Source organism: Sphingomonas paludis (assembly GCF_053502515.1).
Genome location: NZ_CP187558.1, coordinates 2,336,155 through 2,361,754, shown reverse-complemented (window position 1 = coordinate 2,361,754; position 25,600 = coordinate 2,336,155). Strand labels below are relative to the sequence as shown.

Annotated in this window: 21 protein-coding genes, 1 tRNA gene and 2 pseudogenes; 7 read left to right on the top strand and 17 right to left on the bottom strand. The window is 63.0% G+C overall.

Translation table 11 applies throughout. The features are described from left to right. The first annotated feature begins 56 nt into the window (after nt 1–56). Entirely contained in the window at nt 57–4,154 is a 4,098-nt protein-coding gene (locus ACPVPU_RS11330) for a translocation/assembly module TamB domain-containing protein (protein WP_448658042.1), read from the top strand. A gap of 7 nt (nt 4,155–4,161) precedes the next feature. Here ACPVPU_RS11330 and ACPVPU_RS11325 read toward each other — a convergent pair whose 3' ends face one another. Continuing rightward, nucleotides 4,162–4,356, bottom strand: a complete 195-nt coding sequence (locus ACPVPU_RS11325; RefSeq protein ID WP_448658041.1) for a hypothetical protein — start codon at nt 4,354–4,356, stop codon at nt 4,162–4,164. 204 nt (nt 4,357–4,560) lie between these two features. Here ACPVPU_RS11325 and ACPVPU_RS11320 point away from each other — a divergent pair, with 204 nt between their 5' ends. Next, nucleotides 4,561–5,082, top strand: a complete 522-nt coding sequence (locus ACPVPU_RS11320) for a homogentisate 1,2-dioxygenase (protein WP_448658040.1) — start codon at nt 4,561–4,563, stop codon at nt 5,080–5,082. A gap of 137 nt (nt 5,083–5,219) precedes the next feature. On the opposite strand, the gene nusG is transcribed toward ACPVPU_RS11320, so the two are convergent. The 5 genes from nusG to ACPVPU_RS11295 all read right to left on the bottom strand — a co-directional run bounded on the left by nusG (nt 5,220) and on the right by ACPVPU_RS11295 (nt 10,465). Further along, a complete protein-coding gene (gene nusG / locus ACPVPU_RS11315; protein ID WP_448658039.1) occupies nt 5,220–5,756 on the bottom strand; it encodes a transcription termination/antitermination protein NusG in 537 nt (178 codons plus the stop codon). 29 nt (nt 5,757–5,785) lie between these two features. Beyond that, entirely contained in the window at nt 5,786–5,983 is a 198-nt protein-coding gene (gene secE / locus ACPVPU_RS11310) for a preprotein translocase subunit SecE (protein WP_448658038.1), read from the bottom strand. Between the two features lie 136 nt (nt 5,984–6,119). Beyond that, nucleotides 6,120–6,195 (bottom strand) — tRNA-Trp (locus tag ACPVPU_RS11305). 56 nt (nt 6,196–6,251) lie between these two features. Beyond that, a complete protein-coding gene (locus ACPVPU_RS11300) occupies nt 6,252–8,609 on the bottom strand; it encodes a putative bifunctional diguanylate cyclase/phosphodiesterase (RefSeq protein WP_448658037.1) in 2,358 nt (785 codons plus the stop codon). A gap of 83 nt (nt 8,610–8,692) precedes the next feature. Continuing rightward, on the bottom strand, nt 8,693–10,465 hold the full coding sequence (locus ACPVPU_RS11295) for a fatty acyl-AMP ligase (protein ID WP_448658036.1): 1,773 nt from the start codon (nt 10,463–10,465) through the stop codon (nt 8,693–8,695). Nucleotides 10,466–10,582: 117 nt separating this feature from the next. Here ACPVPU_RS11295 and ACPVPU_RS11290 point away from each other — a divergent pair, with 117 nt between their 5' ends. From ACPVPU_RS11290 to ACPVPU_RS11275, 4 genes are all read left to right on the top strand, one after another. Beyond that, nucleotides 10,583–11,116, top strand: a complete 534-nt coding sequence (locus tag ACPVPU_RS11290; RefSeq protein ID WP_448658035.1) for a regulatory protein RecX — start codon at nt 10,583–10,585, stop codon at nt 11,114–11,116. A gap of 60 nt (nt 11,117–11,176) precedes the next feature. Continuing rightward, complete coding sequence (locus ACPVPU_RS11285; protein ID WP_448658034.1) at nt 11,177–11,761, top strand: cold-shock protein; 585 nt, start codon at nt 11,177–11,179, stop codon at nt 11,759–11,761. Nucleotides 11,762–11,763: 2 nt separating this feature from the next. Continuing rightward, the gene (locus ACPVPU_RS11280) at nt 11,764–12,273 is read left to right on the top strand and encodes a DUF192 domain-containing protein (RefSeq protein ID WP_448658033.1); all 510 of its coding nucleotides are present in this window, start codon (nt 11,764–11,766) and stop codon (nt 12,271–12,273) included. Nucleotides 12,274–12,496: 223 nt separating this feature from the next. Beyond that, entirely contained in the window at nt 12,497–13,471 is a 975-nt protein-coding gene (locus ACPVPU_RS11275) for a quinone oxidoreductase family protein (RefSeq protein WP_448658032.1), read from the top strand. Between the two features lie 35 nt (nt 13,472–13,506). On the opposite strand, the gene ACPVPU_RS11270 is transcribed toward ACPVPU_RS11275, so the two are convergent. Next, nucleotides 13,507–14,115 carry a flavodoxin family protein gene (locus ACPVPU_RS11270; protein ID WP_448658031.1) on the bottom strand — a complete coding sequence of 203 codons (609 nt, stop codon included), beginning with the start codon at nt 14,113–14,115 and terminating at the stop codon, nt 13,507–13,509. A 52-nt stretch (nt 14,116–14,167) separates the two neighbouring features. Beyond that, entirely contained in the window at nt 14,168–15,484 is a 1,317-nt protein-coding gene (locus ACPVPU_RS11265) for a M20/M25/M40 family metallo-hydrolase (protein WP_448658030.1), read from the bottom strand. Between the two features lie 119 nt (nt 15,485–15,603). Here ACPVPU_RS11265 and ACPVPU_RS11260 point away from each other — a divergent pair, with 119 nt between their 5' ends. Continuing rightward, complete coding sequence (locus ACPVPU_RS11260) at nt 15,604–15,945, top strand: hypothetical protein (RefSeq protein ID WP_448658029.1); 342 nt, start codon at nt 15,604–15,606, stop codon at nt 15,943–15,945. Nucleotides 15,946–16,055: 110 nt separating this feature from the next. On the opposite strand, the gene glnA is transcribed toward ACPVPU_RS11260, so the two are convergent. From glnA to ACPVPU_RS11215, 9 genes and pseudogenes are all read right to left on the bottom strand, one after another. Beyond that, nucleotides 16,056–17,468 carry a type I glutamate--ammonia ligase gene (gene glnA, locus ACPVPU_RS11255; protein ID WP_448658028.1) on the bottom strand — a complete coding sequence of 471 codons (1,413 nt, stop codon included), beginning with the start codon at nt 17,466–17,468 and terminating at the stop codon, nt 16,056–16,058. A gap of 127 nt (nt 17,469–17,595) precedes the next feature. Then, on the bottom strand, nt 17,596–17,934 hold the full coding sequence (locus ACPVPU_RS11250) for a P-II family nitrogen regulator (RefSeq protein WP_448658027.1): 339 nt from the start codon (nt 17,932–17,934) through the stop codon (nt 17,596–17,598). A gap of 178 nt (nt 17,935–18,112) precedes the next feature. Next, the gene (locus tag ACPVPU_RS11245; RefSeq protein WP_448658026.1) at nt 18,113–18,994 is read right to left on the bottom strand and encodes an HpcH/HpaI aldolase/citrate lyase family protein; all 882 of its coding nucleotides are present in this window, start codon (nt 18,992–18,994) and stop codon (nt 18,113–18,115) included. An 84-nt stretch (nt 18,995–19,078) separates the two neighbouring features. Then, the gene (locus ACPVPU_RS11240) at nt 19,079–20,485 is read right to left on the bottom strand and encodes an exopolysaccharide biosynthesis polyprenyl glycosylphosphotransferase (RefSeq protein ID WP_448658025.1); all 1,407 of its coding nucleotides are present in this window, start codon (nt 20,483–20,485) and stop codon (nt 19,079–19,081) included. A gap of 183 nt (nt 20,486–20,668) precedes the next feature. Next, on the bottom strand, nt 20,669–21,679 hold the full coding sequence (locus ACPVPU_RS11235) for an NAD-dependent epimerase/dehydratase family protein (RefSeq protein WP_448658024.1): 1,011 nt from the start codon (nt 21,677–21,679) through the stop codon (nt 20,669–20,671). Nucleotides 21,680–21,696: 17 nt separating this feature from the next. Then, nucleotides 21,697–23,028, bottom strand: coding sequence for a UDP-glucose dehydrogenase family protein (locus ACPVPU_RS11230; RefSeq protein ID WP_448658023.1), 1,332 nt, complete (start codon nt 23,026–23,028; stop codon nt 21,697–21,699). 96 nt (nt 23,029–23,124) lie between these two features. Next, nucleotides 23,125–23,856 (bottom strand): 3'(2'),5'-bisphosphate nucleotidase CysQ, encoded by a 732-nt coding sequence (locus tag ACPVPU_RS11225; protein ID WP_448660500.1) that lies wholly within the window; start codon nt 23,854–23,856, stop codon nt 23,125–23,127. Beyond that, nucleotides 23,856–24,710 (bottom strand): annotated as a pseudogene (gene cysC / locus ACPVPU_RS11220) (adenylyl-sulfate kinase); the annotation flags it as partial. The gene ACPVPU_RS11225 and the pseudogene cysC, both read right to left, overlap by 1 nt. Beyond that, nucleotides 24,701–25,309: pseudogene (locus ACPVPU_RS11215) on the bottom strand (hypothetical protein); the annotation flags it as partial. The pseudogenes ACPVPU_RS11215 and cysC, both read right to left, overlap by 10 nt. Nucleotides 25,310–25,600: the final 291 nt, after the last annotated feature.

Sequence of the window (25,600 nt, the reverse complement as noted above, 5' to 3'; positions counted from 1 at the left end):
CCGGGGAAGGGCGGAGGCCCGCGACTGCCGCCCGCATCCGATGGGGCCGTTGGCTCGTGCTGTTGGCGATGCTGGTGGTCGCTGCGATTGTCGGCATCGCTCTGTGGATCGACACGCCGGGCGGGCACCGCCTGATCGCTCAGCGCATCGCCGCGATCCGCCCGGCCAACGGGCTGACCTATTCCGTGCAGCGGATCGAAGGTTCGATCTATGGCCGCGCCCGGCTATACGGCGTCGCCATCCGCGACCCCAAGGGACTGGTCTATTACGCCCCGCGTGCCGACCTGGATTGGCGCCCGCTGGCAGGACTGGCAAACCGGCTGGACATCCGGTCGCTGGTCGTGCCGGAATCCGTCCTGTTGAAACTGCCCGAACCGGTGCCGACCGGCAGGACCGGACCCATCCTGCCGGGCTTCGACATTGCCATTGCCCGGCTGCAAGCCGACCGGGTGCTGATCGGGCGGCGGATCGGCGGGCGGGTGCGCCAGGGGATGCTGGCCGGCCGCGCAGACATCCGCGACGGGCGCGCCCTGGTCGATGTGACCGCGCTGGTCGCAGGCAGCGACCGGCTGCGCCTGAGGCTGGACGTCGAGCCGGACCGGGACCGGTTCGACCTGGACGGCGCGGCAATGGCCAGTGCCAATGGCGTGATCGCGCGGTTGAGTGGGCTTCGCCGGCCGGTCCTGGCTGAAATCAGGGGCGATGGCAGCTGGCGGCGCTGGCGCGGCACGGCCCGGCTGCGCTCGGGCAACGTCCCGCTGATCGACCTCGCCCTGGCCAATCAGGCCGGCGACTATCGGTTGAACGGCACCCTGTCGCCTGCGCCCCTGATCGGCAGTCGCCTGCGCGCGCTGGTCAGCCCGCGCCTGACACTGGTGGCGGCGGGCACGGTTGCCAATCGCCGGATCGAGGGGCGGATGACGGTGCGGTCCGATGCGCTGGCGGTGGACAGCCAGGGCGGCATCGACCTGCGCACCAGTGCCTTTCGCAACCTCAGGACCGAAGTGCGGTTGGCCCGGCCCGCCGCGCTGCTGCCGGGCATGGCGGGCACGCCGGTGACGCTGCGGCTGGTGCTGGACGGCGCGTTCGACAGCGCGCGGTTCGATTATCGGCTGGCGGCGGAGCGGGTGGCGTTCGGCAATACCGGGTTCGACCGGGTGCTTGCGGCGGGGCAGGGGCGGCTGTCCCGCGCGCCGGTGACGGTACCGATTCGCCTGTCCGCCGCGCGGGTAACCGGGGTCGGCGAAGTCGCGGGCGGTATCCTGACCAACCTGTCGGTTCAGGGCGCGCTGCAGGTGACGGCGCGCACCCTGACCGCCAGCGACCTGATCGTCCGTTCCGACAAGCTCAATGCCCGCGCCGGGCTGGTCGTCGATTTCCCGAGCGGCCGGTATGAGGTCATGCTGAACGGCGGGCTTACGCGATTGCTGATCCCCGGGCTGGGGATCGTCGACGTCCAGTCGCGGCTGACCGTCGTGCCCGATCGCGCCGGGCGAGGGGTGCGGATCGTGGGGCGGGGGGTCGCGCAGGTCCGCCGGCTGGACAATGCGTTCCTGCTGACCCTGGCCAAGGGACTGCCGCGCATCGAAACCGAGCTGGAACGCGGCAATGACGGGGTGATCTATTTCCGAAATGCCCGGCTGACCTCGCCCGGCCTGACGCTGGCAGGGAATGGCTATCGCCGCAACGACGGCAGTTTCCATGTCGAGGCGACGGGACGCCATGTCGATTATGGCCCGGTTCAATTGGTGCTGGACGGTCCGATCCAGCGGCCCGCGATCCGGCTGCGTCTGGCCGCCCCGGGCCTGGGCCTGGGGCTGAAAGGGGTCGATGCCACGCTTGACCCCACGGCCGACGGGTTCGATTTCGCCGCCACCGGACAGTCGCTGGCCGGGCGTTTCATCAGCGACGGCGCGATCCTGCTGCCCCCGGGCGGCACCACGCGCATCCGGTTCGATCGCATCGACGTCAGCGGCGGGCGGGCAACCGGCACGCTGGATGTCGTCCCCGGCGGCTTTCAGGGTACGCTGTCGCTGGCCGGTGGCGGCTTGTCGGGTGAAGCCCGCTTCGCGCCCCAGAACGGCGTGCAGCGGATCGACGGGTCGCTGGAAGCACGAGAGGCTGTGCTAGCCGACCGGTATGCCATCCGGCGCGGGCGGGCGAGTTTTGCCGTCGTCCTGACCCCGGGCGCGCCCAGCGTCGAGGCGGAGGTGCGCGCGTTCGGCATCTCCAACGGCAGCCTGCGCATCGCGCGGGCGCAGGGAACGGCGCGGCTGGTGAATGGTGAGGGAGAAGTCCGTGCGACCATTGCCGGTGCACGCGGGCGGGGCTTCGAAATCGAAACGGTGACCCAGGTCAGCGACGGCGTTTACCGCATCGCCATGACCGGGACCGTCGATCGTCGGCCGATCCAGTTCGATTCGCCGGCCGAACTTCGTTTTACCGACACCGGCTGGCGGCTGTCCCGTACCCGGCTGACCTTTGCCGGGGGCAGCACGGCCATCGCCGCCACCCGCGACAACGGCGTGACCCAGGCCGATATCCAGGCGTCGGCCCTGCCGTTGTCGTTGCTGGACATCGCCTATCCGGGGCTGGGGCTGGGCGGCACGGTTTCGGGGACGCTGGCACTGACCGATCGGGGCGACGGCCGACCGACCGGGCGGATCGATGCGCGGGTGCGGGGCCTGACTCGCGCCGGGCTGGTCCTGTCCTCCCGCGCGGTGGACATGGGGCTGACGGGGGTGATCGACAGCGGCCGGGCGGCGGCACGCGCCGTCATCGCCAGCGGGGGGCAGACCATCGGGCGGGCGCAGATGCGCCTGGCGCCGCTGTCGGGCCAGGGTGACCTGATGACCCAGCTGGCCGCCGCGCCGCTCTTTGCCCAGCTGCGCTATAGCGGCCCCGCCGATACACTGTGGCGGCTGACGGGACTGGAGCTGTTCGACCTGACAGGACCGGTGGCCATCGGTGCCGATATCGGCGGTACGCTGAACGACCCGAATATCCGTGGATCGCTGCGCACCAACGGCGCGCGGATCGAAAGCGGACTGACCGGTACGGTGCTGTCGGACATCCAGTCGACCGGCCGGTTCACGGGATCGCAGCTGGTGCTCGACCAGTTCCAGGCGCGCGCCCGCAACGGCGGTAACGTGACCGGCACCGGCAGCTTTACCTTTTCGGCCCGCGCCTTTGCCTTCGACCTGAATGCACAGGCGGAAAATGCAGAGCTGATCAATCTGGACAATCTGGGTGCGACCGTCACCGGCCCCATCCGCATCCGGTCCGATGGTTCCGGTGGCACGATCAGCGGCGAGGTGCGGTTGAACCGCGCCCGGTATCAGCTGGGCAATGCGGCCGCGCTGGCCACGCCTCTGCCTCGATTGAACGTGCGCGAGATCAATCTGCCGTTCGGGCGCGAGGACGAAACGGTTCCCAACGAACCGTGGCGGCTGGACTTGCGCGCCCGCACCAACAATCTGGCAGTCACAGGGCTTGGCCTGGACAGCATCTGGCGGGCGGATCTGGTCATCCGGGGGGAGCCGACCAATCCGGCCATTTCAGGCGAAGCGACGTTGGATCGGGGCGATTACGAATTTGCCGGTCGCGATTTCGAATTGCAGCGCGGCATCATCCGTTTTGATGGGCGCGCCCCGGCCAATCCGTCGCTGGATATCGTCGCGGCGGCGGATGCCGACAATCTGAATGCGTCGATTCTGGTGCGGGGCAATGCCCTGCAACCCGAAATCAGCTTTGCATCGACGCCGGCCCTGCCACAGGATGAGCTATTGTCCCGGTTGCTGTTCGGCACGTCGATCACCAACCTGTCTGCGCCTGAGGCATTGCAGCTGGCCGCCGCAGTGGCCGCGTTGCAGGGAGATGGCGACGGGGGCCTGAACCCCATCAACGCGGTCCGGTCTGCCATAGGTCTTGACCGGCTGCGTATCCTGCCCGCCGATCCGCAGACGGGTGCCGAAACCTCGATCGCCGCCGGCAAGTTCCTGACGCGCCGCGCCTATGTCGAAATCATCACCGACGGACAGGGATACAGCGCCACGCGGGCGGAGTTCCGGGTCACCCGCTGGCTGTCGCTGCTCGGGTCGATCAGCACCATCGGCCGCCAAAGCATAAACGTCCGCGTCCAGCGCGACTATTGATCGATGATCAGGCCGGGGGCAGGTGGTCGGGTGCCGCTCGCCCGGCGTCCAGATCGGCCGCGACGTTGCGCTCCTGCTTACCGTCCAGCGAATGACGGTTGCTCCGCCGGCGCAGGAACAGCGCCAGGCCGATCGCCGCGATCAACGCAACGACGACCAACGTGGTGAGATTGAGCGAGGATAGGAAATCGGTACCGGACATGGTGGTTCACCCTGTTGCCCGCCCGCTCATGTCAGCCCCATCCAACCAACCCCTGCCGTGTCAGACAGTTCCGCAAGCGGGGGACAGGTTTGCGGCTCGCGCTGCATGCAGCCATCTGCGGTCTTGCCTGCAATCGCGGTCGAAAGCCACTGGCGCCCGAGCGACGATCATGGGCATAGTTTCGCAGCAATAGGGGTAACCTGTATGTCCGGATTCACGATCACGGTGGCACTGTTGTCGGTGGGCTGGGGCAATGCGGTCGCGCAGACGACGCCGCATCACCCTGTTTGTACAGGCGTTGCGCCGCCGCCCGCTGGTCTGGCTGGCTGGACTGCAGCGGGCGCTGCCGCCGGCGCTGCCCGGCCCGCTGACCAGGCGCAGCGATTGGTGCTCGGCGAGCGGGCGGAGATTGCGCTGCTCCCGGCCGATGAGGTTTCCTTCGCGGTGCCGCCGGAACGATCGTTCGACCCATCGACCCGCGGCGGCATGGTGATCATTCAGGTTGAACAGGCGGGCCGATACCGCGTCGCACTGGGATCGGCTGCCTGGGTGGACGTGATCGGGTCCGGCGCGGCTATCGCATCCGTTAGTCATGGCCACGGTCCGGCCTGCACCGGTATCCGCAAGATAGTCGATTACGACCTCGCCCCCGGTCGTTACCTACTGCAATTGTCCGGCAGTGCGTCAGTCAGCGTCGCCGTTCTGGTGGCCCGGATCGAGGGTTGAGCCAACAGGCGATGGCTACCGGCCACTGACGTTCAGCAGCAATTTCTCCGAAAATTGGCCCAAAAACAGGCATGGCCGCGAACGCGGGTGCGCTCACGGCCATCGCCGGACAGCGGATGCTGCCCTGTCTGGGGAAATTACTTGCTGCGTTCTACTTGGTCGAAATCCAGTTCGACCGGCGTTGCGCGGCCAAAGATGCTGACGGACACCTTGACCTTCGACTTGTCGAAATCCAGTTCCTCGACCACGCCGTTGAACGATGCGAACGGGCCTTCCAGCACCTTGACCGCGTCGCCGATCTCGTAATCCACCTTGACCTTCTGCTTCGGCGCAGCGGCGGCCTCTTCCTTGCTGTTCAGCATCCGCTTGGCCTCGGTCTCGCTGATCGCCTGCGGCTTGCCCATCGATCCCAGAAAGCCGGTTACCTTGGGCGTGTTCTTGACCAGGTGATAGACATCGTCGTTCAGTTCCAGCTTGGCGAGGACATAGCCGGGCATGAACTTGCGTTCGGACTGCACCCGCTTGCCACGGCGTACCTCGGTCACCGTCTCGACCGGCACCTCGATGGCCTCGACCATCGGTTCCAGACCCAGGCGCGTCGCCTCGGACAGGATTGCCTCGCGCACCTTGTTCTCGAAACCGGAATAGGCGTGAATGATGTACCAGCGGCTCATGGGCGTGTCTTTCTTACTTGGCCGGATGCTTATTTGGCGAGCGTCAACAGCGTGTCGACGATCAGCTTGAACACGGAATCGACCGCGAAGAAGAAGACGCCAAGGATGCTGGCCATGATCATCACCATCACGCCGGTCATGATCGTTTCGCGCCGCGTGGGCCACACGATCTTGCTGGCTTCCGCCTTTACCTGATTGACGAACTCGCCGGGGCTGGTCTTGGCCACGTTTCTGATATCCTTCGAATTGCTCCGCTGCCGGACATGGGCCCTCCGCCCGGTCCTTTGCAAGAGGAGCCGGGGCGAATGATCCAACGCTATCGGATTGTGCTTCGCTTAGCGCCCTTGATGGCGAAGCGCAAGCTGGCACGAGTGGCAGGACTCGAACCTGCGGCCCTCGGTTTTGGAGACCGATGCTCTACCAACTGAGCTACACTCGTATGCCGGACTGCGCTCCTACAAATCCAATCGGGCAAGGGCAAGGGATTAAACGGGGTCAGGCGGCGGCAGTGGCGGACCCGCTGTTGAATGCGATCGCGCGCGCCTCCGTCACGGGCAGCGGGCGACCGAAATAATAGCCCTGGACCTTGGTGCATCCCATGGCTCGGATCAGGTCGTGTTCCTGTTCGGTTTCGACTCCCTCTGCCGTAGTGGCCATGTCGAGCGACTGGGCCAGCGCAACGACGGCGCGGATGATGGCGATGGCTTCCTTTTCCCCGCGCGACGCGCCCTGGACAAAGCTGCGGTCGATCTTGATCGAGGAAAATCGCGTCCGGCTGAGATAGCCGAGCGAGGAATAGCCGGTGCCGAAATCGTCGAGACTGAGCCGGACGCCCAGGTCGAGGATGCGTTCAAGCACCTGCACCGCCGATGTTCCCTCACGCATGAACACGCTTTCGGTCACCTCTAGCTCCAGCTGCGAGGCATCAAGGCCGGTTTCGTTCAGCGTCCGGGACACCAGCCCGACAAAGCCGCTGTCATACAGCTGTTCGGCACTGACGTTGACGGCGATGCGCACACCCTTTGGCCAGCGTGCAGCCTCGGCACAGGCATTGCGAAGGACCCAGGCGCCGATCTGGGGGATCAGACGCGCTTCTTCGGCCAGGGGGATAAACCGCGCGGGCGATACCAGCCCATGTTCGGCGTTCTGCCAACGCAGCAGCGCCTCGAACCCGGTCAGCCGACCCGAGGCCGCATCGACCACCGGCTGGTAGTTGAGGTGAAACTCATCCAGGTCCAGCGCGCTACGCAAGGCGATTTCCAGCCGCCGCTTTTCCTCTGCCTCGACATGCAGTTGCGGTTCATAGACGTGGACGCCGCCTCCGCCCGCGTCTTTTGACCGGTACAGCGCCAGATCGGCTGACCGGATCAGCGTTTCCGCGGTTCGCCCATCGCGAGGACCATAGGCCAGGCCGATGCTGGCACCGATGAACAGCGTGTTGCGATCCACCTCATAGGGCTGCGACAGGCTTTCCACGATCTTGAGGCCCAGCCGCTCGACCGCCGACGAATCGCTGGCATCCGGAATGATCAGCGCGAATTCGTCCCCGCCGAGTCGGCCGATAACCGCATTTTCGCCGGCCAATTGCCCCAGCCGTTCGGCAACCCGGCCGAGCAGGCGGTCGCCCACCGGATGGCCCAGCGTGTCGTTCACCGCCTTGAACCGGTCCAGATCGATCATCATCATGGCGCAGCGCCGCCGCCAGCTTTCGGCCTGTTCCAGGGCGCGGGCCAGGCATTCGTTCACCGACAACCGGTTGGGCAGTCCGGTCAACAGGTCATAGCGGGCAAGGCGGCTGATCTTTTCGGCCGAGGCACGCGCCTCCGTCACGTCCGAGCCGACGCCGCGATAGCCGAGAAACGCGCCGCGTTCGTCGTAGCGCGGGCTGGCCGTCATTTCCCACCAGCGCTGTTCGCCGCCGACATGGACGGGCAGCAGCAGATCGGCAAAGGCATCGCGCTGCTTGATGTGCTCGGCCATTTTTCGCAGGCCGGGGTCGAAATTGGCAGCTTCCCACGATGGACCGGCCAATACCTCCAGGATCGATTTGCCGTGGATGTCCTCAGGCTCGACACCGATCGATCGGGCGAAACGAGGGCTGGCGCGCGACAGGCGGCGCTGGGGATCGATTTCCCACAGCCAGTCGGATCCGTCATCCTCGAACTCGCGCAGCAACAGGCTGACGGTTTCGTCGCGCTCGGTAAGGGCGATCTGGTTGGCGCGCATTACCACCAGCGCCTTGCCCCGCCCATGGCATGCCAGCATCAGCAGCACGGTAAACACCGCGCTGACGGTGGCGAAGGCCGTGCCCGCCATCAGCCATAGCATGGCTGCGGCGGCACTGCCGACAATCGCCAGAAAGACCAATGTGGCGAGCGGCAATGCAGCCATGGCAAAGGCAGCAGCCGCCATCAGCATCGCCAGCACGAGCCACAGGCCGAATATGGTTTCGGTCGTCGATCCCGGCGCAAAGGCAAGCGGCGGGACCGACCAGACGGCGGCAAGCGCGATGCCGTCCAGCACCGTATCGCGCACCTGACCGACATTCGCGGTGGCGAGGCCGCCCTGGCCTGCGGACAGCCTGCGAAACGCGACGCCGGCCGAAATCGCGGCGACAAACGCGCCCCAGCAGGCCAGTTGCCACAGCGGCTGATCTGAACCGAACAGCAGGATCACCAGCGTCGCGGTCAGGACGCTGGTCCCCATCATCAACAGGGCCAGTTGGCGGCCGGCATTCAACTGTGCCGCCCGGATCGGGCCCCAATCGGTATGGTCCGTCGGGTCATACAGACCCAACAGCGCGCGATTGTCGATCCGCGGATGCGGAAACTGCGATTTGGCGGCGGTGCTCACCGAACCGGTGTAACGCAGCCTTGGTTAGCGAGAAGTTAGACCCCGCCGGCAATCAATCGTGCAAATCGCACAATTTCGCCGGATCAGGCCGCGACGGCATAGGGCTTGATCTCACCGGCCAGATACAGGTTGCGGGCCTTTGCCCGGCTGAGCTTGCCCGAGCTGGTGCGCGGCAGGGTGCGCGGCGGGATGAGTTCGATGACGCAGTTCATGCCGGTCACCGACTTCACCCGCTCGCGGATTTCCTCGCGCAGCCGCAGCCGTTCCGCCTCGTCGCTCGTCCGGCACTGAACCAGCACGGCGGGGGTTTCCTCGCCACCCGGCGTGGTGATGGCGAACGCGGCGATATCGCCCTGTTTGAACCCGGGCAGCTGTTCGACCGCCCATTCGATATCCTGCGGCCAATGGTTCTTGCCATTGACGATGATCATGTCCTTGGCGCGGCCGACGATGTAGATATAGCCGTCGGACAGATAGCCCATGTCACCGGTGTCCAGCCAGCCATCCGCCATGCACGCGGCGGTGGCCTCTGCATCGCGGAAATAGCCCTGCATGATCGACGGGCCGGTGCACCACACCTTGCCGATCGCCTTTTCGGGCAGGGGCTGGCCATATTCGTCGCGGATCTCGACGGTCATGTCCTTCACCGGTTTCCCGCAGTTCACAATGGCGCGGTATCGCTGCGGCCGGTTCGCCTGGGCATGGCTGCCGCCGGACAGCTGAGTTTCCTCGACCAGTTCGACGACGATGCCCTCGGTCGGCGGCATGATCGATACGGCGAGCGTCGCTTCTGCCAGGCCATAGCTGGGCAGGAAGGCCGACGCCTTGAACCCGGCGACGGCAAAGGCATCGACGAAGCTCTGCATCACGTCGGGCCGGATCATGTCGGCGCCGTTGCCGGCCAGCCGCCAGCGCGACAGGTCGAACCGTTCGCCGGGGCGCGTCTGGCTGGACACGCGGCGCGCGCAGATGTCGTAGCCAAAGGTCGGCGAATAGCTGATCGAGGTGCCGGGGTTGCGGCTGATCAGATCGAGCCAAGCGAGCGGACGGCGGGCGAAATCCTCGGTCTTCAGGTAATCGGTCGATACCTGGTTGGCGACCGGCGACAGGAAACAGCCGACCAGGCCCATGTCGTGATACCAGGGCAGCCAGGAAATGCAGCGATCGCGCGGCTCCACCTTCATGCCGTGGCTGTGCGCCGACAGGTTGTTCAAAAGCGCGCGGTGCGTGATGATGACGCCGTGGGGAAAGCGGGTCGATCCGCTGGAATATTGCAGATACGCGATGTCGTCCGGCATCGCCTGGGGCAGGGGCGCATCGGGAGCCGGGCGCTCGCCGAACGCTTCCCATGCGACTGCATCGACGCCGCACCGCTGGGCCGCGTCCCGGCACATCGCGTCGAGCGATTCCGGATAGACAAGCAGCGCTGGATCGCAGCTGTTCAACTGGACCGTCAGCTGGTCGATATAGCTCTGCGCCCCGCCGAAGCTCGTCGGCAGCGGCAGGGGGACGGGCCAGGCCCCGGCATAGACCGCGCCAAAGAACAGGCTGGCGAATTCCGGCCCGGTTTCGGCGATCAGGGCGATGCGATCCTGTGGCTTGATGCCCGCCGCGATCAGCCGCCGCGCCTGATCCAGCGCGTCCGCACGCAGTTCGCTGAACGGATAGGGCCGGGCCAGCTGGCCGCGTGCATCGTGAAAGTTCAGGCCGCGCACACCCTGGGCCGCGTAATCCAGCGCCTCGCCCAGCGTGGCGAAATCGGCCATGCGCCGGGGAAGCGCATCTTCCACCGGCGTCGGCACCAGGGCCGGTTCGTTTGCATTCGCTGCGGTCAGCACCGCATGATCGTTCGTCATCGTCACTCTCTCGCGCCCCGTTTGCGGTCGTTCCGCTGTCTTCCGGCGTGGCCGGTCAGCGAAACTGCGCCGCACTACCGTTCAAAATCGGTAATCACTATGGCACAAACATGGCGCATGTCGCGCCGCACCCCGAATCAGGCACCGTTGGACCAGCCCGCGCTCGAGCGGCTGGCACTGCGCTATGTGGAGCGATTTGCGACTTCGCGGGCGAAACTGGTCGATTATCTGCGCCGAAAGCTTAGGGAACGGGGGGCTGGTGATCCGCATCCGGATGCCGATGCGATTGCCGACCGGATGGTCCGGCTGGGTTATGTCGACGACCGTGCCTTTGCCGATGCGCGTTCGGCCGCCCTGTCCCGGCGCGGGATGGGGGGGCGACGGATCGATCAGGCGTTGCGCCAGGCCGGGATCGCCGAGGAATTGCGCACCGAAACGATCCAGCCATTTGTCGACGACGCACAGGAAAGCGCGCTTGTCTATGCCAGAAAGCGCCGTTTTGGGCCATTCTCGCCAGCTCCCGCCGATCCGGACCGGCAGCGCCGCCAGATCGCGGCGATGGTCCGGGCGGGCCACGAACCCCGATTGGCCGCACAAATCGTGCGCGCCCAGCCGGGTGATGAACGTTTCGACCCTGTGGATAATGCGTAGGCGAAACAATTGTTCACCTTAGCGTAACGCCTGTGTTAAGGTCGTTTCGGGGGTTGAACTATGCGGGCTGAACAGCAGCGCGTTGACGGGGACGTTGTTCCCGACAACGATCAGGGAACAGACGAAGCGACGGGCCAGGCCGGATTGCAGGCTGCGGGCGTCGTGAAATGGTTCGATGTGACGCGCGGTTTCGGATTCATCGTGGCGGATGATCCGTCGCTGGGCGACATCCTGCTGCATTTTACCGTCCTGCAACCGCATGGCCGCCGCAGCCTGCCGGAAGGCGCGCGGGTTTCGTGCATCGCAACGCCGCGCAACCGCGGATTGCAGGCCCGTGAAGTCCTGGAAATCGATCTGAGCACCGCAATCGAGATTACCCGTCCGAAACCAGGCGATCGACAGGATCGCACCCGGTTGATCGCGGATGCCGGGCCGTTCGAGCCGGTTTCCGTCAAATGGTTCAATCGGTTGAAGGGATATGGATTTCTGGTCCGCCCCCGCGACAATGCCGATATCTTCGTGCATATGGAAACCCTGCGCAGCGCGGGGATCGTCGAGGTCGAACCGGAACAGCCCCTGCTCGCGCGCATTGTGGAGGGTAGCAAGGGGCCGCTGGCGGTCGCCGTGCAGCAGATGGACGAGTGACGATGCGTAACTTGCCGGTGTTGATGTTGGCCATCGCGGCCGCGATGGGTGTGCCGATGCTTGGCGGCTGTGCCGAACCCGGCGCGGCCGAGGGGGCAAAGGCCGGGGCCGAACGCGCGACGGTATCGGTGACGGTCACGACCATGGACGGCACCAAGCACAATTTCCGGGTGGAACAGGCCCGCACGCGCGAAGAGCAGAATCAGGGCCTGATGTTCCGGACCGACATTCCGGAAAATGGCGGGATGCTCTTCTATCCCTATCCGGCCGAAGGCGGTGGCCCGCGCGAGGCGAGTTTCTGGATGCGCAATACGCCGTCGCCGCTCGATATCCTGTTCATCCGCACGGATGGCAGCATTGCCCGGATTGCCGAAAACACGGTCCCGTTTTCCGATTCACCCATTCCGTCCGGGGAGCCGGTGGGCGCGGTGCTGGAATTGCGCGGCGGACGCGCAGCGGAATTGGGGATCTCGCCCGGCGACACCGTTAGCTGGACTGGCGTTCGCGACTGATCCACGGGCAATAGGTGCCTGAATCGCCGGTCATGCGGGTATGGTCAAGGCCAGCATCGCCTCTGGCATGAGGCGGCGCTCGCTTCGTTCCTAATCGACTTTCCAGCCCGAGCACGCGGGGCTATGAGCGCGAGCGATCCTGCCAATTTCTGTCAAACGACGGCCTGCCTGGCGGGCGGTTGCCGGACGGGCGCGGCGACGATTGGATGAAAAGGGAACGGGCATGGCACGACGGGCAGTGATCGACGCGCATGGCGGGCCGGAGGTGATCCGCATGGTCGATGCCGATCTGCCAGCGCCTGGCCCGGGCGAGGTGCGGATGCGCAACCATGCCATCGGCCTCAATTTCATCGACACCTATCACCGGTCGGGCCTGTATCCCGTGCCGCTGCCGAGCGGCCTGGGGTTGGAGGCGGCGGGGGTCGTCGAGGCGGTGGGAGAGGGCGTGACATCCGTGTCGCTGGGGGACCGGGTGGCGACGTTCGGGCCAGCGCTGGGGGCATATAGCGATGTCCGCAACCTGGCCGCCGATACGCTGTTTCGGCTGCCTGCAGCCATTACGGACGAGGTGGCAGCTGCGGCGCTCTTGAAGGGTGCGACGGCCGAATTTCTGGTCGAGCGCTGCGCGACCCTGTTGCCGGGCGATGCGGTGCTGGTCCATGCGGCGGCTGGCGGCGTGGGCCATCTGCTCGTCCAGTGGCTCAATCATCTGGGCATGATCGTCATCGGTACGGTCAGCAGCGAGGAAAAGGCAGACCGCGCAAGGGCCGCTGGATGCGATCACGTCATCTTCTACAAAAAGGAGGATGTCGCGCGCCGCGTCCGGGCACTGACCGGGGGCACCGGGGTTGCCGTCTGCTTCGACGGGGTGGGGGCCGCGACCTGGCAGGCTTCGCTGGCGGCGATGGCGCCGCGCGGCCTGATCATCAGCTATGGCAATGCGTCCGGTCCGGTCGAGGGCGTGAGCCTGGCAACGCTGAACCAGCACGGATCTCTGTTCGTTACTCGCCCGAAGCTGTTCGATTATTATACCCTGCCGCATGAGCGGGCGCAGGGCATTACCCGGTTGTTCGAACTGATCGAACAGGGTGTGCTGACCGTCGAGATCGGCCAGCGCCTGCCGCTCGACCGCGCTGCCGATGCGCACCGGCTGATCGAGGGCGGGCATACGATGGGGTCGACTCTGCTGGTGCCGTGAGCCGGTACCGGGCCGGCCCACGAGCACCGTGCAGGTCATCCGGGATAGGGCGAGCCTTTCAGCAAGCCGGCCAGATGCGCTGCGTTGCCGGCCACCATGGCGGCGGTCTTCGTCACCTTTTCCGGCGTCTTGTCCAGGTCCTGGAAATCGGTCGACCCCATTGCTTCGCCCACCCAGTAACAGGCGGCGACCGCCGGGATGGTGAAGCCGACATCGTTCAGCGACTGGAACAATTGCGCCGACGAGAAGTGCGCCCCGTCCTCGTTCCCGACGATCGCGGCGACCGCAACCTTGCCATAGCTGGGCATCCGCCCCTGATCGTCCGTTTCGGAAATGAACGCGTCGAGCCGTTCGAGCACGCGTTTGGCGACGCTGCTGATCTGGCCCATCCAGATGGGCGTTCCGATGATCAGGATGTCGGCGGCAAGCAGTTTTTCCCGGATCGCTGGCCAGGCATCGCCTGCGCCCTCGTCCGATGTCACGCCCGGTTTGACGTCGTGCGCGGCGATGCGAACGGTTTCGGTGATCGTGACGTCGTGCTCGGCAAAGGCATCGGCGAGCACGGCGATCATGGCATCGGTGCTGGATGCGGTGCCGGTATCGGCTTTCAACGTGCAGTTCAGGGCAATGGCGGTCAGCGGCATCCGGTTTCTCCGATCGGCCCCCGCCGACCGAACAGACGAACGAGCCGACCGATCAGTTCCCCCGCGGCGTGCGGGACAGGCGAGTCAGGAGCAGCGCGGATCGCTTTGCCTGTCGCTGGATGCTGGCCAGCTCGACCCATTCTCCGGCTGCATGGCTGTTGCCGCCCGCCGGCCCCATGCCGCCCAGCGTGTCGGCCAGGTCAGCGACAAAGCTGGAATCGGCCGCCCCCCGCTTGGCCGGATCGAATTCCGCCATTTCGAGCAGGCCAAGCTGTCGGTTGACGGCGTTCAACTCGGCCAGCAATGCCCGGTTGCCGGCGGTGGGTGCCATCGGCGGATAGCTTTGCGAAAACACGATTTTCGCATCGGTACCGGGCAGGTGCGCGGCGACGATCGCGTTCATCCGCGTCATTGCCCGCTCATTCTGTTCGCGGGTCAGCGCGCGCAGGTCGCCTCGAGCAAAGGCCTGATCGGCGATGATGTTCGTCTTGCCGCTGGCGGTCATCGCATCGCCGCTGTCGGCCATGGCGGCCGGCGCGCCGCCCGCCATGATCCCGACATTAAAGGTCAGATACTGCTCCGGCAGTTCCCGGCGAAACGCATCGAGAATGCGGACCAATTCATAATTGGCCCCGTACCCCAGTTTGTCGTTGAAAATACCGCTGGAATGGCCGGTGCGCCCCGTTGCGGTCAAGGTCCAGCTGGTCGAGCTCCGGCGGGCGGTGGTGCCGTATTCCCGCCCATCCTCGCTCGCCACCCCCTCATATTCCAGCGCGACATCGGCCCAGTCGCCGGCCGCCAGCAGGTCGCGCCGCGCCACGTCCAGCGGCTTGCCGGTCGCTTCCTCATCGCCGGTCATCACCACCATGATGTCGGCGTCGCTGAGGGTGCCGGCGGCCTTCATCGCGCGCAGTGCCTGGATGATGACGACCATTCCGCCCTTGTCGTCAACCGCTCCCGGGCCGATGCCGCGTCCGCCATCGACCCGCCAGCCGGTAAAGCCGTTATCGGGTTCGAATACGGTATCCAGATGACCGATCAGCAGGATGCGTTTGCCCCGGCCGTTGCCGCGATGCGTGGCGACGATGTGCCCGGCGCGTCCCGTTTCCCGCATATCGACCCAGCGGACATCGAAGCCCAGCTTGGTCAGTTCAGCGCCGATCCGGTCGCCGACCTTTTTCACGCCGTCCAGGTTCAACGAGCCGCTATTCTGTTCGACCAGATCCTTGAGGAGTGCCTGGCCATAGGCGCTGTCGGCATCGGCGGCGGCGGCCATCGCCCGGTCGGCACGGGCTTGGGCATGGGTGACTGACGGCATGGCGCCTGCCAGGGCGAGTGCAGCGATGAGCGAGCAAAGGATTTGGCGCATGAACGGAGGCTAGTGGCTGACCCGCCGCATCGGCAAGCCCTGACCCCGCCATTCTTTTCGCAGTTGCACAATCAGGCGCGATGGCCAAAAGGACTGGCGAGGAACAGGAGGCTCGGTTCATGTCCCTGCAATTCTATGCCGTGCTCAAGGAAGCGATCCAGGACGATACCGGCCTGGCCAACACCCTGCTGCACCTGCATGGCGGACTGCTGATCCTGATTGCGGCGCGGATGGCGACTCGCAAGCCGCTTGGCACGTTCATCCCGTTTCTGGTCGTACTGGTGCTGGAACTGCTGAACGAGGGGATCGACAGGATCAATCACGGCAGCTGGCGCTGGCCGGACACGACCAGCGACATTGTCAACACGCTGTTCTGGCCATTCGTGCTCAGCCTGGGCGTCCGGTTGCGGCCGATCGCCGATGCGGCGGCAAAGGCGCGTCGCAAGCCTTCGGCAGGCTGAGCGAAAAGGCACCGGTCCCCAAACGCGAAACGCCCGGGATGGTGATCCATCCCGGGCGTCCCGCTGTCCTTTGACGGAACCGCCGATAGCGGCCCGCCATGAAGGAACGATTAAGCGCTGTAATACATGTCGTATTCGACCGGGCTGGGCGTCATTTCCCAGCGGGCGACATCGGCACGCTTGATTTCGATATAGGCTTCGATCTGGTCCTTGGTGAACACGTCGCCCTTCAGCAGGAAGTCCATATCGGCCTCCAGGCTGTCCAGCGCCTCGCGCAGCGAGCCGCAGACGGTCGGCACTTCGGCCAGTTCGGCCGGCGGCAGATCATACAGGTTCTTGTCCATCGGGTCGCCCGGATGGATCTTGTTCTGAATGCCGTCCAGGCCCGCCATCAGCAGCGCCGCATAGCAGAGATACGGATTGGCCAGCGCGTCGGGGAAGCGGAATTCGACGCGCTTTGCCTTGGCACCTGAACCATAGGGGATGCGGCACGAGGCCGAGCGGTTGCGCGCCGAGTAGGCGAGCAGCACCGGCGCTTCATAGCCCGGGACCAGCCGCTTGTAGCTGTTGGTCGACGGGTTGGTGAAGGCATTGAGCGCCTTGGCATGCTTGATCACGCCGCCGATGAAATAGAGGCACATGTCGGACAGGCCGGCATAGCCCTCACCGGCGAACAGGGGCGTGCCCTTGTCCCAGATCGAGATATGCGTGTGCATGCCCGAACCGTTATCTTCCTTGATCGGCTTGGGCATGAACGTCGCGGTCTTGCCATAAGCGGCAGCGACCTGATGCACGACATACTTGTAGATCTGCATCCGGTCGGCGGTCTGCACCAGCGTGCCGAAGGTCAGGCCCAGTTCATGCTGAGCCGAGGCGACCTCATGGTGATGCTTGTCGCAGGGCAGGCCCATTTCCAGCATGGTCGAAACCATCTCGGCGCGGATATCGACGGCGCTGTCGACCGGCGCGACCGGGAAATAACCGCCCTTTGCGCGGGGACGATGGGCCAGGTTGCCGCCTTCATATTCCTTGCCGGAATTGGTGGGCAGTTCGATGTCGTCGATCGAGAAATAGCTGGTGTTGTAGCTGGTTTCGAACCGCACATCGTCGAACATGAAGAATTCGGCTTCCGGGCCGACATAAACGGTGTCGCCGATGCCCAGCGTCTGCAGATACGCTTCGGAACGCTTGGCGGTCGAGCGCGGGTCGCGGGCATAAAGCTCGCCGGTCGACGGCTCGACGATGTCGCAGAAGATGATCAGCATCGGCGTCGCCGAAAACGGATCGACATAGACCGCGCCCAGATCGGGCTTCAGGATCATGTCGGATTCGTTGATCGCCTTCCAGCCCTCGATCGACGATCCGTCGAACATCAGGCCTTCGTTCAGCTCATCCTCGCCCATGACGCCAGCCACCATGGTCAGGTGCTGCCACTTGCCCTTGGGGTCGGTGAACCGCAGGTCGATCCACTCGATTTCCTGGTCCTTGATCGTCTTCAGAACGCTTGCAGCGTCATTGGCCATCGGAACTGCCCTTTCGTTTCAGATTAAACGCCCCGCGAATCGCGCAAGCAAATTGCGTGGATGCGGGATACTCATGCACAAGATTGTTGCGACGCGTCAAATGGCTGCAACATTCGGGACGATCCGGTCAGATCGCGTTGTCGTCGCGCTCGCCGGTACGGATGCGCAGCGCCGCCTCTACCGGCATCACGAAGATCTTGCCGTCGCCGATCCGACCGGTCTGCGCAGCGGATGCGACCGCCTCGACCACCCGTTCGGCCAATTCATCCTCGACCACCACTTCCAGTTTCACCTTCGGCAGGAAATCGACGACATATTCGGCACCGCGATACAGTTCGGTGTGGCCCTTCTGTCGGCCAAAGCCCTTTGCCTCGGTCACGGTGATGCCGCTGACGCCGACTTCGTGCAGCGCCTCCTTCACCTCATCCAGCTTGAACGGCTTGATGATGGCTTCGATCTTTTTCACTGGCTTTTCCCTGTTCTGCGGAAACGGTCCGCTACCCTCTGCCTCGCGGTCGACCTTACAACAATTGTGCCATGCTTGCGAAGGGCGATGGCAGGCGGATTCGGTAGCCGATATGCGCGGGCCATTGCCTAGATTTTAGGCAAAGCGGCTGACGCTGCCGCATTGAACGGCACTGTCGTCACTCGCCCCGGCGTGCCAGGGCCAGCACCGTGCGGGCGCGCTCCAGATGGGGCCTGTCGAGCATCTGGCCGTCCAGCCCGACCGTTCCCAGCGACGGATCGGCGGCAAAGGCGCTGACGATCCGTTCGGCATGCTCAACCTCTGCCGCATCGGGCGTGAAGCAGCGGTTGATTACCGCCACCTGCGCCGGATGGATCGCCATCATGCCGCGAAAACCCGCCCGCCTGGCCGCCGTGGCGACCGCTTCCAGGCCCGCCAGGTCGCGGTAATCGCCGTGGATGGTTTCGATGGGCGTCACCCCGGCCGCGACTGCACCGGTGAGGGCGAGCGCTCTGAACATCTGAAAGGGCAGGGCATAGCTGCCATCTGGCATCCGGTTGTCGGATGCACCGAGCGCGGTGGCGATATCCTCCGCGCCCCAGGTCAGGGCGGTCAGACGCGGGGTGCCGCTATAATCGCCGAGCGCAAAGATCGATTGCGCGGTTTCCGTGGCGATGGCCATGACCGCGATGCCGCCCGGCGTCATTCCGGCCGCCACTTCCAGCGCCGTCAGATAATGGTGGAGGCGGTTGCAATCCGCCGGGGTCGCCTTTGGCAGCACGATACCTGCCGGCGCCGCCGGGACGATTGCGGCCAGATCGGCCAGGGCCAGATCGCCGTCGAGCGGATTGATCCTGACCCATTGCGGCTGGGCATGGCCGCTGGATCGCAGATGGGCGGCGGTCAGTTCGCGCGCCAAAGCCTTGTTGGCGGGTGCGACCGAATCCTCGAGATCGCACAGCACGATATCGGCTTCGCTGGCCGCAGCCTTGGCAAGCTTTGCCGCCGAATCGCCCGGAGCAAACAACAGTGAACGCGCAACCAGCACAGGCAGGGTCATATCCGAATGGCAATCCCGGCAGCGCCAATCGCTGCGCCCGGCGATCCTGCCACGCTTACGGTGCCAACCGCAATGCCGACGCCGTCAAAACGCGTTGCTGTGCACCACGACCTTGAAGGTGCGGAAAATGATCAGCAGGTCATTCCACAAGGACCAGTTCTTCATATAGGCAAAATCAGCCTGCAGCCGGTTTTCCAGATCGGCGGCATTTTCCGTATTGCCGCGGAAGCCGGAAACCTGGACCAGACCGGTCAGGCCCGGCTTCACCGCATGGCGGTGCCAGTAGCGGCCGTCAATTTCCCAATACAGCTTGTCGGCCGCGCGCGCGCCCAGCGCGTGGGGACGCGGTCCGACGACGCTCATGTCGCCCTTCAGGACGTTGAGCAGCTGGGGCAATTCGTCGATGCTGGTCTTGCGGATGAACTTGCCGACCCGCGTGACCCGGCTGTCGTTGCGCGCAGTCAGCGTCGATGCGTTGGCGTCGCACATTTCGGTCCGCATGCTGCGGAACTTGTACATCGCAAACATCTTGTTGCCCAGGCCGATGCGGGTCTGGACGAAGAAGATCGGACCGGCGCTTTCCAGACGGATCATCAGGCTGACGATCGCGAACAGCGGCAGCAGCGCGATCAGCGCGACACCGGCGAAGCAGACGTCGAACAGGCGCTTGATCGCCATTTCCGGGCCGCTGAGCGGTGCCTGTGCCACGACCAGCGTCGGCTTGCCGCCCCAGCCGCCCACACCGATGGGGCCAAGGCCCTGGAGTTCCGGGGCAACGATCTCGCTGCGGACATTGGCGCCCTTCAGCGCGTTGACCCAGGCATGGCGTCGATCCGGGGTGCAATCCACGACCACGCGGTCGGCCTCGCTCAATGCACGGGCCAGTCGGTCGTACATCAGCGGGCAATCGGTTTCCGGCGTGAACCAGGTGTCGGCGCAGACATACATGGAATAATCGCCGGTCGCCGCCAGCTGCTGCCCGTCGCTGATCAGGATCGTGCTGAACATCGCATTGCCGTGCCGACGCCGGATGATCCGCAACAACAGATTGCGCCCGACGATCAGGCTGACCAGCGCGACCACCGATCCGATGGCAAAGGCGCCCCGCGAAAAGCTTTCGCCGATCTTCATGTAAAAGGCGATGAAGGTCGTTGCGCCGATGGCCAGCACCAGCGCTTGAACGGCGCGGGCAACGCCGCTTCCACGGTTCGAGAAAATGCCGCTCGAATAGGCGCGGGCGTTTACCGCCGCAGCGACATAGATGGGCAGGATCGCCAGCGTCGGCGAGAAGATGCCGCGCATCTGCCCTTCGCCGGAGAGGGAGGCATAGATCCATTCACCGATCAGGAAGCCGACGAACACCGCCACCACATCGATGACCACCATGCCCGCCAGCATCTGCGTGCGCAGCGCCTTGTGCGACGTCTTGCCACGCGACCGGTTCAAGTCGCGCGTCCCTGCCGCGCCGATCTGACCGACTTCCAGATTCATGGAATCCCCTCTTGCCGACACTCAATCCGATACGCCACGCTCACATCTAGCTCATTTCGTCCAGCTGTGCTGCATAAAAATGATGCAGTGCAGCGAAAATCGAGCACGTCCGGTCGTTCGACGGTGCCCAATTGGGACAATTCGCGCCGATTGTCAAAACTGCAATCGATCAGGCGAGTGATTTCAGCGTTTTAACCATTCGCGGTACCAGCTGACGAATGCCGCGACTCCGGCTTCGACTCCGGTGGCCGGCACATATCCGGTCAACGCGCGAATCAGGCGGGGATCGGCATAGGTGCGCGGCACGTCGCCTGGCTGCATCGGCATCATGTTCAGCCGCGCGGTCCGGCCGGTCGCCTGTTCGATCACCCGGATGAACGCCATCAGCGGCGTCGGCTGGCCGCCGCCGATGTTGACGACTCGGTACGGGGCTTGGGCGGACAGGCTGTCCAGCCCGACCGGCTCGGCGATCCGGTTGCCTTCGTCGGGGATGACGGCGGCCAAAGCCAGGATGCCGTCCACCAGATCGTCGATATAGGTGAAGTCGCGCGCCATGTCGCCGTGCCCGTAAACGTCGATCGGCCGGTCGTTGAGCATGGCATCGACGAACTTGAACAGCGCCATGTCCGGCCGCCCCCAGGGGCCATAGACCGTGAAGAACCGGAACATCGTCATCGGCACGCGATTGAGGTGCGATTGGGCATGAGCCATAGCCTCCATCGCTTTCTTGGTCGCGGCATAGAGGCTGAGCGGTTCGTCGGCGCGGTGGCCCTCGCTGAACGGGATGTCGGGATTGGCACCATAGATCGACGAGGTGGATGCCATCATCAGATGCTGCGGGCGCAGCCGGTCGGCCAGCGCCAGCACGTTCCACGATCCCATCACATTGCTGTCGAGATAGGTTTGCGGCGCTTCGATCGAATAGCGGACACCGGCCTGTGCGGCCAGGTGGATGATGATATCGGGCTGGGCCTCGTCGCCTGCCCGGTCGAGTGTGGCGCGATCCTCCAGCATGCCGGTAACGTGGCGATAGCCGTTCGATCGCTGAAGGATGGCCAGCCGCGCCTCTTTCAGCCGCCGGTCGTAATAGGCGGTCATGCCGTCGAAACCGGTGACGAAATGCCCCTGATCCAGCAGCCGGCGGGCCAGGTGAAAGCCGATGAATCCGGCCGTGCCGGTGATCAGGTAACGCATGGCAGCCGCTCGTCCGGTCAGTCGGCGTTATCGGCCGAAGGGGTCTCGCGCCCGACGCTGACATAGCGCAGGCCGGCGGCTTCCACCTCCGCGCGCTGATAGATGTTGCGAAGATCCACCAGCAACGGATCGGCCATCGCCGTTTTCAGTCGGGAGAGGTCGAGCGCGCGAAACGCATCCCATTCGGTGACGATCACCACGGCGACCGCCCCCTCCGCCACGGCATAGGCATCGCCCGCATAATCGACGCCGGAGATCAGGGTGCGTGACGCTTCCATCCCCTCCGGATCATAGGCACGGACCGTCGCGCCCGCGTCCTGCAGCGCCTGGATGATCGAAATCGACGGTGCCTCGCGCATGTCGTCGGTGTTGGGTTTGAAGGTCAGGCCGAGCACGCCGATCGTCTTGCCGCGCACATCGCCGCCCGCCGCATCGATGACCTTGCGCGCCATCGCCCGCTTGCGTTCGTCGTTGACGGCGACGGTCGTCTCGATCAGCCGGACGGGGCTGTCGTAATCCTGCGCCGTCTTGACCAGCGCCAGCGTGTCCTTTGGAAAGCACGAGCCGCCATAGCCCGGCCCGGCATGCAGGAACTTCGATCCGATCCGCTTGTCCAGGCCGATGCCGCGCGACACGTCCTGCACGTCAGCGCCCACGCGTTCGCACAGGTCGGCGATTTCGTTGATAAAGGTGATCTTCATCGCCAGGAACGCATTGGCGGCATATTTGATCAGCTCGCTGGTCCGCCTGCGGGTGAACAGCAGCGGCGACTGATTGAGGAACAGCGGGCGATAGACCTCCTCCATCGGCTTGCGGGCCGCATCGTCCTCGATCCCGACCACGATCCGGTCGGGGCGCTTGAAATCCTCGATCGCCGCCCCTTCGCGCAGGAATTCCGGGTTGGATGCGACCGCGAAGCGGGCGGTGGGGTTCACCTCGCGGATGATGCGCTCCACTTCGTCGCCGGTGCCCACCGGCACGGTCGATTTGGTGACGACGACGGTAAAGTGATCGCCCAGCGCCTGCCCGATCTCGCGTGCAGCGGCATGGACATAGGTCAGGTCGGCATGGCCGTCGCCCCGCCGGGTCGGCGTGCCGACCCCGATGAAGACCACGGCGGCATCGGCAACGGGGCCGGCCAGATCGGTGGTAAAGGTCAGCCGACCGGCAGCGACATTCTTTGCCACCAACGTATCCAGCCCGGGTTCATAGATGGGGATGCCGCCAGATTTCAGCAGGTCGATCTTGCTCTGATCCTTGTCGACGCAGACCACGTCGTGACCGAAATCGGCAAAGCAGGCCCCCGAAACCAGCCCGACATATCCAGAGCCGATCATCACAATCTTCATCACGTCATTCCCGACTAATGCCCGCAACGGGGCTGCGCATCCGCCATGCCCGACGCGGTCGGCCCATGGCAAGCGCGCGGCTGTTGGCCAAGTGCGCTAGCGCCCTTGCCTTACCATCTCGATAATCGGCGCGGCGAGCGCGGGCGCACAGATCAGGAAATCGGGCAGCGACACGTCCGCGCGGTTGTACGCAAGGGGCGAACCGTCGATCCGGCTGGCGTGCAAGCCAGCGGCCATGGCGACGGCAGCGGGCGCGCAATTGTCCCATTCATACTGGCCGCCGCTGTGCAGATAGATGTCGGCGGTGCCGGCGACCACCGCCATCGCCTTTGCCCCGGCCGAGCCCATCGGCACCAGTTCGGCATCCAGCGCGGTGGCAACGGCCAGCGCCTCTGCCCCCGGCCGGGTCCGGCTGACCAGCATGCGCAGGCGCGGGGCAGGAGCGGGGGCAGGGGCGACGGTTGCGGTATCGAACACCCGGTCGAGCGCGGGCAAGGCGACCGCGCCGATCGCGGCGACGCCGTCGATGGCCAGGCCGATATGCACGGCCCAGTCGTCCCGCCCCTCCGCATATTCGCGTGTCCCGTCCAGCGGATCGATGATCCAGACGCGGCGACTGGTCAGCCGGGCCGGGCCGTCGTCCGATTCCTCGGACAACACGGCGTCGTCCGGCCGCTCGGCGGCCAGCCGGTCCAGGATCAGGCGATTGGCCAGAACATCGCCCGCCTGTCCCAGCGCCTTGCCCTGATGCGCTCCGTCGGCGCGGAGCGCCATCAGCGCCGACCCAGCCTCCATCGCCAGCGACCGGGCAAGGGCCGCATCGTCCATCATATCACCGGCATCCAGGCGCCCAGGATATGATCGACGATCCGCTCGGCCGCAGCCTCCGGCGTCTCGCGGGTCGTGTCCACCACGATCTCGGGCTGCTCCGGCGGTTCATAGGGGCTGTCGATGCCGGTGAAGTTCTTGAGCTGACCCGCGCGCGCCTTGGCATACAGGCCCTTGACGTCCCGCGCCTCTGCCACCGCCAGCGGCGTGTCGATAAAGATTTCGATGAACTCGCCGTCGCCCATCATCGCACGCACCAGCTCCCGTTCGGCGCGGAAGGGCGAGATGAATGCGGTCAGCACGATCAGCCCTGCATCGGTCATCAGCTTGGCGACCTCGCCCACGCGGCGGATGTTCTCCACCCGGTCGGCGTCGGTAAAGCCCAGATCGCGATTGAGGCCGTGGCGCACATTGTCGCCGTCGAGCAGGAAACTGTGCTTGCCGAGTGCGAACAGCCGCTTTTCGACCAGATTGGCGATGGTCGACTTGCCCGATCCCGACAGGCCGGTGAACCAGAGCAGGCGCGGCTCCTGACCCTTTTGCCTGGCGTGCGCCTCGCGGCTGATGTCGACGGCCTGCCAGTGGACATTCTGGCTGCGGCGGAGCGCAAAGCGGATCATGCCGGCTGCGACCGTCGCGTTGGTCAGCTTGTCGATCAGGATGAACCCGCCCAGCGCCTTGTTGTCGGCATAGGGCTCGAACGCGACGGGGCGGTCCAGATAGACCTCTGCATCGCCGATGTCATTCAGGCCAAGCGTCTTTACCGACAGCCGCTGCATCGTGTTGACGTCGATGGCGCATTTCGGCGGCTGCACCGTCGCGCTGACCGTCTGCGCCCCGATCTTCAAAAAAAAAAAAAAAAAAAAAAAAAAAAAAAAAAAAAAAAAAAAAAAAAAAAAAAAAAAAAAAAAAAAAAAAAAAAAAAAAAAAAAAAAAAAAAAAAAAAAAAAAAAAAAAAAAAAAAAAAAAAAAAAAAAAAAAAAAAAAAAAAAAAAAAAAAAAAAAAAAAAAAAAAAAAAAAAAAAAAAAAAAAAAAAAATTTTTTTTTTTTTTTTTTTTTTTTTTTTTTTTTTTTTTTTTTTTTTTTTTTTTTTTTTTTTTTTTTTTTTTTTTTTTTTTTTTTTTCTTCTTCTTCTTCTTCTTCTTCAAAAAAAAAAAAAAAAAAAAAAAAAAAAAAAAAAAAAAAAAAAAAAAAAAAAAAAAAAAAAAAAAAAAAAAAAAAAAAAAAAAAAAAAAAAAAAAAAAAAAAAAAAAAAAAAAAAAAAAAAAAAAAAAAAAAAAAAAAAAAAAAAAAAAAAAAAAAAAAAAAAAAAAAAAAAAAAAAAAAAAAAAAAAAAAAAAATTTTTTTTTTTTTTTTTTTTTTTTTTTTTTTTTTTTTTTTTTTTTTTTTTTTTTTTTTTTTTTTTTTTTTTTTTTTTTTTTTTTTTTTTTTTTTTTTTTTTTTTTTTTTTTTTTTTTTTTTTTTTTTTTTTTAAAAAAAAAAAAAAAAAAAAAAAAAAAAAAAAAAAAAAAAAAAAAAAAAAAAAAAAAAAAAAAAAAAAAAAAAAAAAAAAAAAAAAAAAAAAAAAAAAAAAAAAAAAAAAAAAAAAAAAAAAAAAAAAAAAAAAAAAAAAAAAAAAAAAAAAAAAAAAAAAAAAAAAAAAAAAAAAAAAAAAAAAAAAAAAAAAAAAAAAAAAAAAAAAAAAAAAAAAAAAAAAAAAAAAAAAAAAAAAAAAAAAAAAAAAAATAAAAAAATTATTTTTT

What these genes read in the sequence shown, in the direction of transcription:
- ACPVPU_RS11325 (WP_448658041.1), bottom strand. Translation starts at nt 4,356, where the DNA reads ATGTCCGGTACCGATTTCCTATCCTCGCTCAATCTCACCACGTTGGTC.
- ACPVPU_RS11320 (WP_448658040.1), top strand. Translation starts at nt 4,561, where the DNA reads ATGTCCGGATTCACGATCACGGTGGCACTGTTGTCGGTGGGCTGGGGC.
- nusG (WP_448658039.1), bottom strand. Translation starts at nt 5,756, where the DNA reads ATGAGCCGCTGGTACATCATTCACGCCTATTCCGGTTTCGAGAACAAG.
- ACPVPU_RS11295 (WP_448658036.1), bottom strand. Translation starts at nt 10,465, where the DNA reads ATGACGAACGATCATGCGGTGCTGACCGCAGCGAATGCAAACGAACCG.
- ACPVPU_RS11290 (WP_448658035.1), top strand. Translation starts at nt 10,583, where the DNA reads ATGTCGCGCCGCACCCCGAATCAGGCACCGTTGGACCAGCCCGCGCTC.
- ACPVPU_RS11285 (WP_448658034.1), top strand. Translation starts at nt 11,177, where the DNA reads ATGCGGGCTGAACAGCAGCGCGTTGACGGGGACGTTGTTCCCGACAAC.
- ACPVPU_RS11280 (WP_448658033.1), top strand. Translation starts at nt 11,764, where the DNA reads ATGCGTAACTTGCCGGTGTTGATGTTGGCCATCGCGGCCGCGATGGGT.
- ACPVPU_RS11275 (WP_448658032.1), top strand. Translation starts at nt 12,497, where the DNA reads ATGGCACGACGGGCAGTGATCGACGCGCATGGCGGGCCGGAGGTGATC.
- ACPVPU_RS11270 (WP_448658031.1), bottom strand. Translation starts at nt 14,115, where the DNA reads ATGCCGCTGACCGCCATTGCCCTGAACTGCACGTTGAAAGCCGATACC.
- ACPVPU_RS11265 (WP_448658030.1), bottom strand. Translation starts at nt 15,484, where the DNA reads ATGCGCCAAATCCTTTGCTCGCTCATCGCTGCACTCGCCCTGGCAGGC.
- ACPVPU_RS11260 (WP_448658029.1), top strand. Translation starts at nt 15,604, where the DNA reads ATGTCCCTGCAATTCTATGCCGTGCTCAAGGAAGCGATCCAGGACGAT.
- glnA (WP_448658028.1), bottom strand. Translation starts at nt 17,468, where the DNA reads ATGGCCAATGACGCTGCAAGCGTTCTGAAGACGATCAAGGACCAGGAA.
- ACPVPU_RS11245 (WP_448658026.1), bottom strand. Translation starts at nt 18,994, where the DNA reads ATGACCCTGCCTGTGCTGGTTGCGCGTTCACTGTTGTTTGCTCCGGGC.
- ACPVPU_RS11240 (WP_448658025.1), bottom strand. Translation starts at nt 20,485, where the DNA reads ATGAATCTGGAAGTCGGTCAGATCGGCGCGGCAGGGACGCGCGACTTG.
- ACPVPU_RS11235 (WP_448658024.1), bottom strand. Translation starts at nt 21,679, where the DNA reads ATGCGTTACCTGATCACCGGCACGGCCGGATTCATCGGCTTTCACCTG.
- ACPVPU_RS11230 (WP_448658023.1), bottom strand. Translation starts at nt 23,028, where the DNA reads ATGAAGATTGTGATGATCGGCTCTGGATATGTCGGGCTGGTTTCGGGG.
- ACPVPU_RS11225 (WP_448660500.1), bottom strand. Translation starts at nt 23,856, where the DNA reads ATGGACGATGCGGCCCTTGCCCGGTCGCTGGCGATGGAGGCTGGGTCG.